The organism is Paenibacillus sepulcri (assembly GCF_042647105.1).
Taxonomy (GTDB): Bacteria; Bacillota; Bacilli; order Paenibacillales; family Paenibacillaceae; genus Paenibacillus_Z; species Paenibacillus_Z sepulcri.
In genome coordinates this window covers 24,369-39,910 of sequence record NZ_JBHRUP010000001.1, presented here as the reverse complement: position 1 = coordinate 39,910, position 15,542 = coordinate 24,369, and the positions used below count along the sequence as shown (strand labels likewise).

Genomic DNA, 15,542 nt, shown 5'->3' with positions numbered 1-15,542 from the left:
TCTTAATGGGATATGCCGATTTGAAGGCGCTCATGCCCTACTTCCTTAAAAATCCTCTGGTTCATGGCCCGGACGATGTACGATTGGAGCGGCGCTCCAGCGGCGTACAGGGAGACGGTGGAGAAAGCCGTGGAACGGACCGGTTCTCTTGCCGTCAAATTCCAGGGGGAGGACCCGATGGTTACGGTCTATCCGGCGCCACACAGTCCGCACGGGGCTTCGCCGGAAAGGGATTACGGCCTTAGGCCGATTCATTATTTAGACTCGTTAGGTGTTTTGGATGATTCGGAGGTCGGGTGGATTGGCAGCCGCGGCGGCTCGCTGGCTTATTGTCCCTCGAGCAATATGTTTCTCGCAGAGGTGTCACCCGAATCCCTGACCTCTCCGGCGTAAAAGTTTCCTTGGGAACGGATGGAGGGTACAGCAACAACCGGATCAGCGTTTTAGAGAAATGCGGATGTGCGCTTTGCTGCAAAAGGTTTCCCGGTTGAATGGGACCTGCATTACCGCAAATGACGTGTTCCAGATGGGAGCCGCGAGCTGCGCCGAATATTGTCTATGCCATGCAGCCGAATGCGATTGCCCATGTCGTCATCGACGGCAAGTGTTTGTCTCTGAATTGTATGGGGGATTGGCAGTATGCTGCTTGAACAGTCTGGCAAAATAGTTCGTATCCTGGAAGCCCAGCTGTATGGCGATACCAGAAATGCGTTCACTGCCTTCGGCATGCCGACATGCAGCATGAACAACGTGATGTGATTCGCTCAATTGAACAAGCTCCGCTAAGCCGGACACAATGGCATCCGGGACGAAGGCTGCATCAAATAACCGATGGATAGTTGGGTTACGGACACAATCAGGTCAACGCAGCAATCGATCTAAGTCAGGTGGTTTAACTAGAAGAGTAACTTCCGAAGAAGAGATAGGTGAAGGATTTGCTCTAGAATGTCGCGAAAGGAATGCTGGGATTATCAACATATTTTCCTTTTCAAGAAATTAAAATGCCGACACTCAATGAGTATCAGCACGAGCTTACTATTTCCGATAGATAGGTGTCCTTTTATACTTTCATTATTGCCGCTGGTTGGATTTTGAGTGTTTGATTCACGTCAGGCGCGGGTCGTACGCGTGCTTTCCCCGAAGCATACCTTTGTAGATAAGCGAATGACCTCGAAAGGTCTGTTTGGGCGCTGCATCCGGTACAGCAGCTCCTCTGCTGCCCGCATCCCCAGTTGAAACTCATCATTCGTAACCGTTGTAAGCGAAATATCCAGAAGCTTCGTTTCTTTCATCTGGTCAAAACCCGATATGGCGATATCCTCCGGAACCCGCATTCCATTTTCCTTTACGAACCGGATGGCGTGAAGCGCCATAAGGTCGTTACCGCATATCAATGCGGTAGGAAGCTGATCGAGTGCTCCAAGTGTATCGGCCATCCCTTCAAAGGATTGATAACTGGTAGAATGCGTGCTCGTTATGCAGTAATTTGGATTTTGTGGAATACTCGATTCATGAAGGGCTCTGCTATATCCCATCCAACGCTCAAACAAGCTGCGGGAATTAATATCTCCTATAAAGCCGATCTCCCGGTGCCCCGACTCAATCAGATGGCGGGTAATCTGGTATACGCTTTCTTCGCTCTCCATTAAAACCAGATCGGTTTTGAGGTCGGTCAGCGGCAGTTCGGCATTCAAATCGATAAAAACCTTCGGCAGGGAGTGCTCCAGTAATTTCTCGGTGTAGGCTTTGTTCACCATTCCCACTACGATAAATCCGTCAATTGTACTGTTCAGCATGGGAGGCACCATGAGGGATATAATATCTTCATCTTTGATAAAGGACATCTTCATGTCGTAACCGCTTCCTCTGAGCACATCTTCGACGCCGCTCATCAGGTTCATCCAATATCCGCTTGCACTCACGTCGATTCTGGTTAAGAAGGCAATGCACTTCGTACTTCGGGAAATAGCGGGTCGTTCGCTGGAGCCGGGGATTATCTTGTTGTAACCCATAGCAATAGCCTGTTCTATGACTTTTTTCCTGGTCTCTTCCGAAATGCTCGCGTGATTATTTAGTGCCTTTGATACCGTGTTTCTAGAGATACCCAATTCATTGGAGATGTCGTAAGTTGTCACTTTTTTGTTCACAAGTTTCCAATCCCTCTTTTGTACGATTCATAGTTTAATTTTAATAGTTGAAGAATATTTGTCAACTATTGTGCAAATTTTGCAATATTGTTTACTTTACGAATTGATGAATCGTTTAGATTGTAACATTGTTTTCAGTTTAAAAATATTGTCGAAAACAACAAATAAGACTGTTAACACCTGCATAAAAATGATATTTACACCAAAATGCTATGGTGTTATAATCTACGCAAACAGATTGGTGTGCAGAATGATGATAATGTAACGTTTGTAACAATGCGTGTTTATCTACTTTGGTACAACAATCTTTTTTTGAAGATGATATGTAAGCGCTTTATTTTAACCGTTTTCTGTTTCAAACGGGATCGGCCTGGATTTTCGCAATGAATAAAATTTCTTTATGGGAGGCGTTACGATGGCAAAAGTTCGTTTTCTTATGATTGGTGTAGGGGGTATGGGAAGGCAGCACATCCGCAGACTTTTGAACGTGCCTGAGGCTGAAATCGTCGCTTTGGCGGATCCGTCCGAGACGGCAATCGGGCTAGTGAAGGAAACTTATCCTGAGCTCGCAAACATAGCCGTCTATGCGGACTACCGGGAGGCGATCTCCCAGTCCGGCGCGGACGCCGCTGTAATTGTTTCGCCTCACAGCATGCATTTTGAACAGGGAATGGCCTGCCTTGACGGCGGCCTCCACGTGCTCATGGAGAAGCCGTTCGTAAGCGGCTCCGATCATGCGGAGCGCATTATTGCACATGCCGGGAAGCTGAACCGGCATTTGGCTGTCGCCTACCAGCGTCACCTGATGAGCCCTTATATCTATATCCACGACTTGATAGAGAAGGGGGAATTGGGGAAGATCAACTACATCTGCGCTTATCAAGCACAAAGATGGCTGATCGGTGCAACCGGGTCATGGAGGCAAAACCTTGCTTTATCGTGCGGCGGGCAGTTGAACGATTCGGGCAGCCATCTGCTGGATGTCGTGCTTTGGGTAACTGGTCTCGAGCCGGAAAGCGTATCTGCAGTCATTGAGAACCACGGCAGGGAAGTCGATATCGATTCCGCCGTGACCGTCCGTTTCAAGGGGGGCGCAATCGCGACCTTTAATGTGGTTGGCAGTGCCAGCATCAGTTGGCATGAGGATGTTTCGATCCACGGTGATAAAGGATCGGTCTTATACCGCAACAATAAGATATTGGTCGCGAGGGAAGGAGAAAAGTCCCTTACTGAGGTGTCGGTAGAGGAGCTTCCAGCTTCGAGCGATCCGGACATCGACTTCGTTGACCTCGTACTTGGAAGGGTGAGTGAAGCAGCTGCACCGTCCAGCTGCGGTTTAAGAATCGCCCGGCTAACGGAAGCGGCATGGAAGAGCGCCGCTAATGGCAGCAAGGTTATCTCATTATCAGAATAATTGCGGTTGAGGCTTAACTGGCGGTCTGATTCCCCTAGCTGAGTAAATGGATGGATACAGGAAGCGATAAGGAGGCAAGTACATGATTAGAGGATTGACCCGAGCCGGATTGGGATCATCTTGGAGCAATGAGGAATTTATCCGTAAAGCGGCAGAATACGGCTTCGAATCGGTGGACATTGATGCGAAAAGTTTGATAGGTACTTTGGGCTCGGAGGGCGCGGCAAGCTTGCTTGCCGAAACCGGCATTGTGATCGGCGCGATCGGTCTCCCGGTTGATTGGCGCAGCACAGACGCAGAATTCAGGCAAACGCTGCCTGCTCTCGCCGAGTCAGCAGCGGCAGCGGCTGCGCTCAACTGTACTCGCTGTGTCACATACATTCTGCCTTCCACAGATAATCCGTCCGCCCGCTTTATGGCGCAGGCCATCTATCGGCTTCGTGTCTGTGCAGAAATTCTGGATGCATATGGGCTGCGGTTTGGTCTGGAATTCGTTGGGGCTCACCATGCACGCACGTCCAGGAAGAATCCATTTATTTGGACAGTGGAGGAAACGCTCGATATGGCCGCCGCAATTGGCCTCCCCAATGTCGGACTGCTGGTTGATTCTTATCACTGCCATACGACCGGATTTAAACCGTCCCAACTGGAGCAGTTGAAGGCAGAACAAATTGTACATGTTCACATCAACGATGCCAAAGATTTGCCGGTTGAGGAGCTGAGAGACAACGACCGCCTATACACAGGTGAAGGCGTAATAGACTTGAAAGGCTTCCTCACCGCACTGAAGAAGACCGGTTATGACGGGTCGGTAGCACAAGAGGTGCTGACTCCAGAGCTGCCCGCAGGTGATCCTGAGGAGCTTCTGAAGCGGACCAAAGCAGGCTTTGACCATATATTTCCGGACTAATCGGGTTCACTTATCGGACATTTTGGAGGCGATTACAATTTGGTCAACCATTGAACATTGAGGAGGGATTGAAGATGAAGAAACAAATCAAAACGAAATGGCTGGGGCTGACGCTGGCCGGCATGATGCTGCTTGGCGCCGCTTGCTCGAACGGCGCAAACAGCGGAAACAATGCGCCAGCGAACAACGAGACAGCCAATACCGCCGCGCCAAAGAAGGCGCTTGAGCTCAGCATTACGCTGAATGGCGGCCCGAAGACGCCGGATTCGTGGGCTGAGAAGACTTTAGAGGAGCAGCTGACGGATAAACTCGGCAGACAGGTGACGATCGATCCGATCTTCCTGCCGGCTTCAGAGGTAGATACGAAGATCAACTTACTGATGAGCGCCAAGAACACCCGACCGAATATACTATGGACCGGCGATACGAAGGAATATACGAAGTGGGTCCAGGCGGGCATCGTTCAGGACCTTACTCCATCGCTGCAGAAATACGGCAAGGAAATTATTGATTACTATACCAAGGATACGTTGTTTTATCATTGGGATTCCAGCGGTAAATTGTATCAAATTCCCGGAGATGTCGCAGAAGCCGGCACCATGACCACTATCATTCGCAAGGATTGGTTGGATAAATTAGGGCTTGAGGTGCCGAAAACGCTTGATGAATTCGTTAACACCCTCCGAGCCTTTACGAACGATGACCCGGACGGCAACGGCAAAAAGGATACGTACGGCTTGTCGGGTGATTACTTTTTCCGCAGTCTCGCTCCGTTCTTCTACGCATACGGGGTGGATCCCGATGCGTTCATCAAACAGGATGACGGATCGATCAAATACGGCGCCACTATGCCGCAGGTCAAAACGGCTCTGCAGCAGATTGCCCAACTGTATGGAGAAGGCGTTATTGACCCCCGAATGGCCAGTGCCGCGAACATTACAAACGAAAAAGTCGATGAAATTTATGCTTCTGGCAAGGTCGGGGCGTTCTACCGTTGGGTCGCCAACTTCAATCCGTCAAGCAATGCAACCATCAATTTTAAACAAAGCAACCCGGGCGGCGAATATATGGCAATCGATCCGGTGGCGGGACCGGACGGATTCAAATCCGACATTCCGTCTGCCCCAAGAGGCTGGTGCTACCTGGTCGTGACCGACACGGGCTCCGCCGACGACGCGGTGCAGGTGCTCAATGTCATTGCTTCGCCGGAGGTCAACTCCTTGCTACGGTTCGGCAAGGAAGGCGAGCATTATACAATGGACAACGGCATGTATAACAGAACAGTTACGCCAGACGAAGCCAACAAGCTTGGACTCGACAATTTCTCCTGGGTAATCACGCGCAAGGACGCGTCCAACCTTTCCAATCTGCCCGAAGTAACCGAAATGTTCGAATACAAATTTAAAACGTCCCAGCCGATGCGCGACAAGATCGCTGTATTCAAAGCGACGAACCGTCCGCAATGGGACAAATACTCCACGGATATCGAAAAAGCCCGCGACGAGACGTTCTGGGGCATCATTACAGGCAAGCTCGGCATCGATGCATTCGACAAATTTGTAAGCCAATATCAGCAGCTTGGCGGTAAAGCAGTGGATGAAGAAGCGAACTCGCTTTATAGTGCCCAGGAAGAAGAATACGCCAAGTATGACAAATGGTACGAGGAAAACATCACACCTTATAAGTAAGTCGCTGCATAAAGTTTAATGGCAAAAAGGTGAAGAGTAAGCTCCGGGCCGGAGCTTCTCTTCCATTTCAAGAAGAGATGAGGTGTCCGAATGAAAACCTCTGCAAAAACCTTGGCCCGGACAAATACGGGTTCTTCCAGTCAACGGAAATTGTGGAAGGACATTTTGCGCGACAGGTACTTGTATCTGCTGTTATTGCCCGGCATGCTTCTGATTTTTGTCTTTCGCTACGCCCCGATGTACGGCATCGTCATCGCCTTTCAGGATTACAATATTTATAACGGAATAAAGGGCAGTGAATGGGTCGGTTTCGGGCAATTCAACAAGTTATTCCACTCGCCAGATTTCTACGAGATATTGCGCAATACGCTGGTGATCAGTGTGTATAAGCTGGCGGCGGGCTTTTCCGTTCCCATCATCCTTTCCCTGCTGCTCAATGAATTAAAGAATATGGTCTTTAAACGGATAACGCAATCGATTATTTATTTGCCCCATTTTGTGTCGTGGGTCATTTTCTCCGGCATCCTCATTACCTTCCTGAACCCGGTCGATGGCCTGGTCAATTATATAATCAAAGGCGCCGGCGGAAAGCCGATCGATTTTCTCATCAATGTGGATTACTTCCGTTCCATTCTCGTGGTGAGCGATCTGTACAAGGAAGTAGGATGGGGAACGATCATTTATCTGGCGGCCATGTCGGGAGTAAACCCGGAGCTGTACGAGGCCTCACGAATGGACGGGGCGAATAAAGCGAAGCAGATGTGGCATGTGACGCTTCCGGCGATTCGGCCTGTTATTATCATTCTCGTTATCCTCAGTTTGGCCAACATTCTGGAAGCTGGATTTCAGCAAATCTTCCTGCTGTACAGCCCGCTCGTATACGATGTCGGCGACATTATCGATACTTACGTCTACAGGGTGGGGATTGCCGACGCCAATTACAGCTATGCAACCGCGGCTGGCGTATTTAAGTCTTTGATTGCGATGATCTTAATCGTATCGGCCAATAAAATCGTGAAGAAATTCGGACAAGACGGGCTCTGGTAGGAGGTGGGGACTTGATTGGATTATCGAAGGGTGAACGGTTGTTCCATGTGCTGAATTATATGTTTTTTATTTTGCTGATGGTTGCGATGATCTACCCGTTTTGGTATATCGTCATGGGCTCGTTAAGCGAACCGGAAAAGACAATGGGCGGCGGACTTTTTCTGAAGCCTGAAGGCTTCTCGTTATACGCTTACAAGGCGGTATTGCAAAATATATCGCTGCTGACCGGCTTTCAGGTGACGGTTATCTCGACCTTGGGCGGCGTGCTGATCGGGACGTTATTCACCGCGACGACGGCTTATGCCCTCTCCAGAAAGCGGCTGCGCGGGCAGAAGACCTTTGCGCTGCTCATTCTGTTCACGATGCTGTTCAGTGGCGGGCTGATCCCCACATATCTTCTGGTCAAAGGGCTGGGCATGATCGATTCCTACTGGGCGCTGATTCTGCCAAATGCAATGGGGGCATGGAACATTTTTGTCATGCTGAGCTTCTTCCGCGGCATACCGGATGAGCTGGAGGAGGCGGCCAAGATCGATGGGGCGGGCGATTTGACTGTATTTTTCCGTATCGTGCTCCCGCTGTCCAATGCCGTTATTGCGACCATCTCCTTGTTTATCGCCGTCGGGTACTGGAATGATTTCTTCAGCTCCCTCCTTTATATGACGGAAAAGAATATGTGGCAGCTGCAGCTGGTGCTCAATGATTTAATCAGCAACACGAGCGCTGCGGCCGGGCAGTCGGGACTTTCCATCGGCTTTCAAAACCAGGTAAATGTATTTACGATTCGCATGGCTGCAATTATGGTATCCACAATTCCAATTTTGATCGTCTATCCGTTTTTGCAAAAGCATTTTGTGAAAGGCGCCTTGATCGGTTCCGTCAAAGGATGAGATTGTCCAACGAACGATATACAATGACAGCTGAATTTGGATCGCGTTGTTCATCTTCAGACTCGTTTTGAATAACAGCAATGAAACATGAAATACATTTCTTTACAATGAGCTATCCCAATAATATGATGAAGGTGCTGTTACAATTTAAATAGAACCTAAAGCAACGGGAGGAGGATAATGTCTTTAAGCGGTTTTGTGAGCGCTTCCTTTTTAAGGCCCAAATAAAACAAACGCTCCATGTCATTCAGGCTGCCAGACGGCAGTCTTTTTGGCAACATTACAGAGATTTGCAGACGGATAAAGGGATGGCATTCGGATTAAGGGAGTGATGATTTTGAAAGCGATTACGATCAGCGGCGGAGAGAGTCAGGCGACAGTGTCGTTGGCGGATATCCCGAAGCCGGATTTGACTGGTCCGCAGGACGTTTTGATTCGGGTGCTTTGCGTCGGACTCGACGGAACGGACCGGGAGATCATCGTAGACAACTTTGCCAGATACCCCGAAGGCAGATCGGAAATGGTAATCGGTCACGAGCTGTTGGGCGTTATCGAGGAAGCCGGATCCGAGTCCGGACTATCCCGCGGCGATCTGGTTACGGCTCTTGTAAGGAGACCTTGCGGTGAAGAAGCGTGCGTCAATTGCCGCAACGCTCAGCAAGACTTTTGCCAAACCGGCAGTTACACGGAACGGGGGATAACAGGTGCGGACGGCTATCTGTGCGAGTATGTAGCGGAGCATTCAAAATATGTTGTTAAAGTTCCTGATGAGTGCCTGCCGTACGGGGTTTTTGTCGAACCGCAAAGCATCGTGGAAAAAGTATATACGCAAACCTTAAAGATTCAGCAGCGCATGATATGGCAGCCCCGGACGGTGCTTATTTTAGGTTCCGGGCCTTTGGGCATTTTGGCGGCGTTGACATGCAGAGTGCTCGGCCTTGACACGTACGTTTGGTCCAAATCTGACTCTGCAAGCATGAACGCGGACATCATTCGCCGCATCGGAGCACATTACCGGGAAGCTGAATCCTCCGCCGAAGACGCATTCTTGTCCGGTTTAACCGCATACTCGAAACAATTGGGCATAAGCTTTGATATGGTTTGGGAATGCACCGGGCATGCGCCTCTCGGTTACGAGGCGATCCCACTGGTGAACAATAACGGAATCCTCGCGCTTCTCGGCATTACTCCCGGCAGCGGCCGACTGGATTTGCCGAGCGATTTGACGTATCAGGAAATGGTCATCAAAAATAAGTGTATCATTGGCTCCGTCAATGCGTCGTATCGCGATTTTACGGCTGCCATCCATCGTCTTCGCGACATCGAGAGCCATTATCCAGGCATGCTGGGCATGCTCCAGACGAACCGGTTGTCCTTCGAGGATGTACCGGCTATCGATTTTGGCAAGATGACAATAAAAGCGGTTGTTGATGTGGTTCCCCAAGCTCAGTGGGCTTCTGTGAAGAAGAAACTCAAGGAGGACATATGACGATGAGCAAAAAACAAATCCGGATTGGCATGATTGGCTATAAATTCATGGGCAAGGCCCATTCCCACGCATACAGGGACGTGCCATTCTTTTTTGACAGCGACGGCATTCCGGTGATGCAGGCGATTTGCGGACGCAACGAGGGAGCTGTGAAGGCGGCTGCTCAGAAGCTGGGTTGGGCATCGTACGAAACCGATTGGCGCAAGCTGATCGAACGAGACGATATTGATTTGATCGATATCGGTGCCCCGAATAACGCTCATGCGGAAATTGCCATTGCCGCTGCTCAAGCAGGCAAACATATCCTCTGCGAGAAGCCGCTTGCGATGAGCGTGGAGCAAGCCCAAAAAATGCTGGAGGCGGTCAACAAAGCCGGGGTTATTCACATGATTTGCCATAACTATCGCTTTGTACCCGCCGTTCAATATGCGAAGAAGCTGATCGACGAAGGAAAACTCGGCAGCATCTATCATATTAGAGCGAATTACTTGCAGGACTGGATTATAGACCCGAACTTCCCGTTGGTATGGCGTTTGAAAAAAGAAGTTTGCGGTACCGGCGCGCTCGGGGATCTTGCCGCTCATTCGCTTGATCTTGCCCGTTTTCTGGTAGGCGAGTTTAAGGAAGTGAACGGAATGATGGAAACCTTTATCAAGGAACGTCCGATCGGAGAAATGAGCGGCGGCTTAAGCGCCAGTGTGAAGGGCGGAGCTCTCGGGAAAGTCGATGTAGACGATGCGTCTATATTTATGGCCCGCTTCGAAAACGGAGCTGTCGGGGTTTTTGAAGCTACGCGCTTTGCCGGCGGCAACCGCAACGGAAACCGCTTCGAAATCAACGGCACGAAGGGTTCGATCCGTTGGGATATGGAGCAGATGAACACCCTGCAATTTTATTCCGCAGATGATGAGACCGGAACGCAGGGGTTCCGCTCCATTAATTGCCAGGAGGAAGTCCATCCTTTTGCAGGAGCGTATTGGCCGCCAGCCCATATTATCGGCTATGAGCATACGTTTATAAATCTGATCTCGGAACTGATGAACGGCATTGCCAACGGTAAAAATCCGACGCCTAATTTCGAGGACGGCCTTAACAACCAAATGGTGCTGGAAGCCGTGGAGAAATCGGCTCAGACAGGGCGGTGGGTATCCATATCGGATGTTAGATGAATGAAAACAATATGAGACTGTACGAAAGCGGGTATAGAGGATATTTGTCGCTGGAACTGTTTATTGAAGACTTCGAGGCCAAGAGCGCTTTGGAGTTGGCGAAGTTCGAATTGGATTCGATTGTGAAAACGTATCTCATCGAGGCATGACAAGCGGATAAAACAGCGAATAAATGGAGCGAATGCGCTGGAAGGCGGGATCGGCATGGGAAGCAGGCTTAACGGCAAGGTGGTCGTCATAACAGGTGGAACGAAGGGTATCGGGAAGGGAATCGCTTTGATGTGCGCCAAAGAGGGTGCGTCGGTTGTGGTGGGGGGAAGGAATGAAAAAGACGGTGCCAAAGTTGTACAGGAAATAAAGGATGTCGATAACGCAGAGGCGTTGTTTGTCAAAGGGGACATCAGCAAAGAAGCGGCGTGCAAGCAGCTGATCGATGAAACGATTAACAGGTTTGGCAGAATCGACGGTCTTGTAAACAACGCCGGCATTTTCCCGCGAGGCTCGATGGTGGATACATCCGAGGAAATGTTTGATTCGATTTTTGCCGTTAATATGAAAGGCGCTTTCTTCTGTTCAATGTACGCGATTCAGTCGATGCTGAAAACCGGCGGTGGTTCCATCGTCCATATGGGCTCGACGAACGGCTATAAAGGCGGAAAAGAATTGGCTGCTTACTCTTGTTCCAAAGGAGCAGTGCTCACGTTAAACCGCCACATCGCAGCCCATTATGGAAGCAAGCATATACGTTCGAACTGGGTTACCGTCGGCTGGGTTGCCTCAGAGGGGGAAATTGAACTTCATCAGAACATGGGCATAAGCCCGGACGATTTGCAGAAGAAGGCGTCGTCGCATATTCCTTCTGGCCGCATGCAAACACCTGAAGATATGGGGTATGGAACCGTCTTCTTATTGTCTGATGAATCAAGCCAAGTAACCGGCACAGAGCTGCACATCAACGGGGGGATCGGCTTATGACGGACAAACCACACAAACGTATAGGGGAAGCGCTAATCCGAGAGATCGACGATACCCGTGTACCGTTCGGTATGCTCGCTATTTGGTTTCTCGGCCAGTGCAGCGTCGCGGTCAAGGGGGGAGATACGGTCATTTACATCGATCCGTATTTGACTCCATCGGTGTATCGGGCATTTGAGCCGCCGCTTGAGCCGGGGCAAATGACGAACGCGAATTATGTTTTAGTTACCCATGACCATATGGATCATATGGATCCGGACACCATTACCGCTTTAGCGGAGGCCCACGAAGACCCGGTTTATATGGCGCCGGGATATTGCCGGGAATCGATGCTGCAATTCGGGGTTCGACCGGAGAAGCTGATCTCGGCGCGAACGAATGAGTGGTGGAATGGGCCGGGATTCCGGGTCAAACCGCTGCCCTCAGCCCATGAAGAGTTGGAATACGACGATGAGCTGGATCACCGATTCGTAGGCTATGTTGTGGAACTCAACGGCGTTACGATGTACCACGCTGGAGACACTACTGTATATCCCGGATTGATCGAAGCGTTGCAGGCTGAATCGATAGACCTCGGTATGGTACCGATCAACGGGCGCGACCCGTTCCGCAATGCAAAGAATATCGTAGGCAACATGAATTATCGGGAAGCGGCAGAGCTCTCGGTCGCAGTCGGCTTCGATACCGTCATTCCGCTTCATTATGATATGTTCGCAGGAAATTCGGAACACCCGGGTTATTTTATCGACTATCTATACGATCGGCACCCGACGCAGAAGAGCCATGTTTTAGCACGGTTCGAGCGATTTGTGTACGTTTCCGCCACAGCATTGTGTTGATAAAAAGAGGGGTTGAGAATGAACCAACCGTATCGTGTGGCCTTTATCGGCTGCGGCAAATGTGCCCATTTGCACGCTCTTGGTGTTAAAGCCGACAGCAGATTGCTTTCGAGATGGTATTGGTCAGTTATCTGAACGAGAAAGAGCCTGGACCGGTGTAATCACAATATCCGAACGCAGAATTATAGGTTACCCCGCGATGAAATTCAATCATGAATAATGGAGGATATACCAACGATGACTAATTTCAAGCTGGACGGCAAGGTTGCACTTATTACAGGCGGAAGCCAGGGATTGGGGCTGGAATTCGCCCGGGCGTTGGCGAATGCCGGAGCGAGTGTCGCCGTCACTAGCCGTGACAAGCGGAAGGCGCAGGAAAGTGCGGAACTGATCCGTAAGGAAACGGGACGAGACACGCTGGGGGTTGCTGTCGATGTGACCGATTATGAGCAAATTCAGGCGATGGTGGACCAAGTGATCGGCACCTTCGGACGATTGGATATCTTGATCAACAATGCCGGCGTCAACGTTCGCAAGCCGATTCTCGATTTCGACGAAGCTAGCTGGGATTTGGTGCAAACGACTAATCTAAAGGCGCCATTCCTGTGTACCAAGGCAGTCGTACCGCACATGATCAAACAAAAGTTCGGCCGCATTATTAACATCGCCTCAATGCTCGGCCAAGTTGCACTCGCGGAACGGTCTGCTTACTGCTCCAGCAAGGGCGGATTGATCCAGCTGACGAAGGTAATGGCGCTTGAGTGGGCCGAGCATAACATTACTGCAAACGCCATCTGTCCGGGACCGTTTGCTACGGAGATGAACCAGGTCGTCATCAACAATCCGGAAGCGAACCAATTTTTCCTGAATCACTTGCCGCTCAAGCGCTGGGGGAAGCCGGGGGAGCTAAACGGACTCATCGTTTATTTGGCGTCAGAGCTATCCAACTTTATGACCGGGTCGTCACTCGTCATTGACGGGGGTTGGACTTCAGAATAAGGAATCATTAGGGGAGGTGTATTGAATGAGGTTCGGGCTAACGGCAAATGGAACAGTCTATGCGATGGGCATTGCCCCAGCGGCTGGCCGGCCGCGCATTACGGCCAAGGAGCTGCTGCAATCGGCGGAAGCATACGGGCTGCAGGGCGGAGAAATCCCCCTTGATGTGTTGAAGCATAGCGATGCCGACGAGGCAGCCGACTATGCGCGCGAGCGGGGGCTATTTATCAATGTAGGTGCAGGTGGCTTCGAACCCGCGGCACTGAAGGAAGCGCTGCAGGTGGCCGACCGGATCGGGGCACTGACGGTACGAACGGTCGTCGGCGGAGCCAGGTTCGGCGGCGACCGCAGGCATATGGCTGGTGACTGGAAGCGGTTCCTCCAATCGATTTTACATTCGTTCCAGGAAGTCATGGAATCGGCTAACCCGGCCGGCGCGAATTTGGCTGTTGAGAACCACCAGGACCTCGCGTCCGAGGAGCTGCTCTGGCTGTGCGAAACGATCGGTTCGGAGAAGTTTGGGATCACGCTGGACACAGGCAATCCACTGGCTACAGCTGAAGAGCCGACTGATTTTTTCCGACGAGTAGCTCCGTGCGTGAAAAATGTGCATCTCAAAGAATATGCTATATACACGTCCGAGGAAGGGTACCGGCTCGTACGGAAGCCGCTCGGACAAGGGGTGATTGATTTCCCCGAACTGCTTCGGATTTTTCAAGCAGCGAATCCGCAGGTTACGATGTCGATCGAACACGGCGCCCTGGAAGCACGGCATGTCCGCGTGCTGATGGAAGACTTCTGGACGGAATACCCGCAACGGACGGCGCTGCAATTAACTCGCCTGCTCAGGTTCGTCGAGGATCATGCGAGAATGAAAGGCGATTGGCGCACGCCGTTCGAGAAGGGCGCATCGGCGGAGGAGATCGCCGCTTACGAGCTTGAAGAGCTTGATGCGGGCCTAGCGTACTTATCGAACTTGCGAAAGCGCTATTCTGAATAGGCTGCAATTCAAATTATCCATGAGGTGATTCCGATGGCGACAATGGACTTACGTGGTAAAAACGCTCTTGTAACCGGTTCCAGCAGAGGCCTTGGTAAGCAATACGCGATGGACTTAGCTCGTGCAGGCGCTAACGTCATTATTCATGATGTAAATGAGGAGGCCGCCGCTCGCTTTAACGAGGCGGTATCGGGCAGCGCCGTGGCGGCGGAGATTGCTGCGGAATATGGCGTTAAGAGCCGTTTCCTCGCGGCGGAGCTGTCCGATTCGGAGCAGGTGAAGGCGTTGATCAAGCAATCGATTGAGGCGCTCGGATCGCTCGATATTTTAATCAATAACGCCGGCGGCGATATCGGCCGGCATACGCCTCGCCCGGACCCGAACGACGCGCTCGATATCTCTGTGGAAGACATCCGCTCGGTCGTAGAACGCAATCTGCTGTCAACGATGTATGCATGTAAGTTCGCTGGCCTGCATATGCGTGAGCGCCGTTCCGGTAAAATCGTCAATGTGGGTTCGGTCGCCGGGCACATCCCGGTGAGGGAAGGCATTATTTACGCCGCGGCGAAGATGGGCATTTCCCAATACACCCGCAGCTTAGCAGAGCAGCTTCGCCCGTTCGACGTCAACGTCAATTGTATTTCCCCGGCGCCGACATATACGGCCCGATTCCTCGCTACCCGTACCGTCTCTGGCCAAGAGGATCGCTCGCGTTTACAGCAGATCGCCCAGCCGGAGGATATGTCCAATATCGTCATGTTCTTGTGTGGTCCGCAGTCGGATGCGTTATCCGGCGAGACCATCGTTTGCTGGAAATAACGTGACGCGTGAGGTGGGATAAGCGCTGAGAGACGCATTAACGTATATCATGGGGCAAGAAGTTCCGGCAAGCTGCAACCTGCAAACCCAAGCGGCGGGTCCGGAGGGCTCGCTTCCGCTGACGAGACATGCCGAGCGGCGATTTGTTCGGATTGA

The 15,542-nt window shown here is 51.0% G+C and carries 15 protein-coding genes; 14 read left to right on the top strand and 1 reads right to left on the bottom strand.

The features are described from left to right. Positions 1 to 63 precede the first annotated feature (63 nt). Positions 64 to 393, top strand: a complete 330-nt coding sequence (locus tag ACFOLF_RS00180; protein ID WP_379114356.1) for an amidohydrolase family protein — start codon at positions 64 to 66, stop codon at positions 391 to 393. A gap of 716 nt (positions 394 to 1,109) precedes the next feature. Here ACFOLF_RS00180 and ACFOLF_RS00175 read toward each other — a convergent pair. Then, the gene (locus ACFOLF_RS00175; RefSeq protein WP_379219607.1) at positions 1,110 to 2,135 is read right to left on the bottom strand and encodes a LacI family DNA-binding transcriptional regulator; all 1,026 of its coding nucleotides are present in this window, start codon (positions 2,133 to 2,135) and stop codon (positions 1,110 to 1,112) included. A gap of 427 nt (positions 2,136 to 2,562) precedes the next feature. On the opposite strand from ACFOLF_RS00175, the gene ACFOLF_RS00170 reads away from it, so the two are divergent. The 13 genes from ACFOLF_RS00170 (at position 2,563) to ACFOLF_RS00110 (ending at position 15,386) form a co-directional block, all read left to right on the top strand. Beyond that, complete coding sequence (locus ACFOLF_RS00170) at positions 2,563 to 3,561, top strand: Gfo/Idh/MocA family protein (RefSeq protein ID WP_210047108.1); 999 nt, start codon at positions 2,563 to 2,565, stop codon at positions 3,559 to 3,561. A gap of 82 nt (positions 3,562 to 3,643) precedes the next feature. Further along, positions 3,644 to 4,471: a sugar phosphate isomerase/epimerase family protein gene (locus tag ACFOLF_RS00165; protein ID WP_210047107.1), complete on the top strand. Its 828-nt coding sequence runs from the start codon at positions 3,644 to 3,646 to the stop codon at positions 4,469 to 4,471. A 74-nt stretch (positions 4,472 to 4,545) separates the two neighbouring features. Next, positions 4,546 to 6,159 carry an ABC transporter substrate-binding protein gene (locus tag ACFOLF_RS00160; protein WP_379114358.1) on the top strand — a complete coding sequence of 538 codons (1,614 nt, stop codon included), beginning with the start codon at positions 4,546 to 4,548 and terminating at the stop codon, positions 6,157 to 6,159. A 90-nt stretch (positions 6,160 to 6,249) separates the two neighbouring features. After that, positions 6,250 to 7,206 carry an ABC transporter permease gene (locus tag ACFOLF_RS00155; protein ID WP_210047106.1) on the top strand — a complete coding sequence of 319 codons (957 nt, stop codon included), beginning with the start codon at positions 6,250 to 6,252 and terminating at the stop codon, positions 7,204 to 7,206. Between the two features lie 11 nt (positions 7,207 to 7,217). After that, a complete protein-coding gene (locus ACFOLF_RS00150) occupies positions 7,218 to 8,096 on the top strand; it encodes a carbohydrate ABC transporter permease (protein WP_379114360.1) in 879 nt (292 codons plus the stop codon). A gap of 331 nt (positions 8,097 to 8,427) precedes the next feature. After that, a complete protein-coding gene (locus ACFOLF_RS00145) occupies positions 8,428 to 9,585 on the top strand; it encodes a glucose 1-dehydrogenase (RefSeq protein ID WP_379219605.1) in 1,158 nt (385 codons plus the stop codon). 2 nt (positions 9,586 to 9,587) lie between these two features. Continuing rightward, positions 9,588 to 10,754, top strand: coding sequence for a Gfo/Idh/MocA family protein (locus ACFOLF_RS00140; protein ID WP_210047104.1), 1,167 nt, complete (start codon positions 9,588 to 9,590; stop codon positions 10,752 to 10,754). After that, positions 10,751 to 10,903: a hypothetical protein gene (locus ACFOLF_RS00135; protein WP_210047103.1), complete on the top strand. Its 153-nt coding sequence runs from the start codon at positions 10,751 to 10,753 to the stop codon at positions 10,901 to 10,903. The genes ACFOLF_RS00140 and ACFOLF_RS00135 overlap by 4 nt, the downstream gene beginning before the upstream one ends. A 55-nt stretch (positions 10,904 to 10,958) precedes the next feature. Then, the gene (locus ACFOLF_RS00130; RefSeq protein WP_210047102.1) at positions 10,959 to 11,729 is read left to right on the top strand and encodes an SDR family NAD(P)-dependent oxidoreductase; all 771 of its coding nucleotides are present in this window, start codon (positions 10,959 to 10,961) and stop codon (positions 11,727 to 11,729) included. Beyond that, a complete protein-coding gene (locus ACFOLF_RS00125; protein ID WP_210047101.1) occupies positions 11,726 to 12,568 on the top strand; it encodes an MBL fold metallo-hydrolase in 843 nt (280 codons plus the stop codon). The genes ACFOLF_RS00130 and ACFOLF_RS00125 overlap by 4 nt, the downstream gene beginning before the upstream one ends. A gap of 237 nt (positions 12,569 to 12,805) precedes the next feature. Then, positions 12,806 to 13,567 carry an SDR family NAD(P)-dependent oxidoreductase gene (locus tag ACFOLF_RS00120; protein ID WP_210047100.1) on the top strand — a complete coding sequence of 254 codons (762 nt, stop codon included), beginning with the start codon at positions 12,806 to 12,808 and terminating at the stop codon, positions 13,565 to 13,567. 25 nt (positions 13,568 to 13,592) lie between these two features. After that, the gene (locus tag ACFOLF_RS00115; protein WP_210047099.1) at positions 13,593 to 14,567 is read left to right on the top strand and encodes a sugar phosphate isomerase/epimerase family protein; all 975 of its coding nucleotides are present in this window, start codon (positions 13,593 to 13,595) and stop codon (positions 14,565 to 14,567) included. 33 nt (positions 14,568 to 14,600) lie between these two features. Next, positions 14,601 to 15,386 carry an SDR family NAD(P)-dependent oxidoreductase gene (locus tag ACFOLF_RS00110; protein WP_210047098.1) on the top strand — a complete coding sequence of 262 codons (786 nt, stop codon included), beginning with the start codon at positions 14,601 to 14,603 and terminating at the stop codon, positions 15,384 to 15,386. Positions 15,387 to 15,542 lie beyond the last annotated feature (156 nt).

Bases quoted from the DNA above. Each gene is read 5' to 3' on its own strand.
- ACFOLF_RS00180 (WP_379114356.1), top strand. From the start codon at position 64: ATGGCCCGGACGATGTACGATTGGAGCGGCGCTCCAGCGGCGTACAGG.
- ACFOLF_RS00170 (WP_210047108.1), top strand. From the start codon at position 2,563: ATGGCAAAAGTTCGTTTTCTTATGATTGGTGTAGGGGGTATGGGAAGG.
- ACFOLF_RS00165 (WP_210047107.1), top strand. From the start codon at position 3,644: ATGATTAGAGGATTGACCCGAGCCGGATTGGGATCATCTTGGAGCAAT.
- ACFOLF_RS00160 (WP_379114358.1), top strand. From the start codon at position 4,546: ATGAAGAAACAAATCAAAACGAAATGGCTGGGGCTGACGCTGGCCGGC.
- ACFOLF_RS00155 (WP_210047106.1), top strand. From the start codon at position 6,250: ATGAAAACCTCTGCAAAAACCTTGGCCCGGACAAATACGGGTTCTTCC.
- ACFOLF_RS00145 (WP_379219605.1), top strand. From the start codon at position 8,428: ATGATTTTGAAAGCGATTACGATCAGCGGCGGAGAGAGTCAGGCGACA.
- ACFOLF_RS00140 (WP_210047104.1), top strand. From the start codon at position 9,588: ATGAGCAAAAAACAAATCCGGATTGGCATGATTGGCTATAAATTCATG.
- ACFOLF_RS00135 (WP_210047103.1), top strand. From the start codon at position 10,751: ATGAATGAAAACAATATGAGACTGTACGAAAGCGGGTATAGAGGATAT.
- ACFOLF_RS00130 (WP_210047102.1), top strand. From the start codon at position 10,959: ATGGGAAGCAGGCTTAACGGCAAGGTGGTCGTCATAACAGGTGGAACG.
- ACFOLF_RS00125 (WP_210047101.1), top strand. From the start codon at position 11,726: ATGACGGACAAACCACACAAACGTATAGGGGAAGCGCTAATCCGAGAG.
- ACFOLF_RS00120 (WP_210047100.1), top strand. From the start codon at position 12,806: ATGACTAATTTCAAGCTGGACGGCAAGGTTGCACTTATTACAGGCGGA.
- ACFOLF_RS00115 (WP_210047099.1), top strand. From the start codon at position 13,593: ATGAGGTTCGGGCTAACGGCAAATGGAACAGTCTATGCGATGGGCATT.
- ACFOLF_RS00110 (WP_210047098.1), top strand. From the start codon at position 14,601: ATGGCGACAATGGACTTACGTGGTAAAAACGCTCTTGTAACCGGTTCC.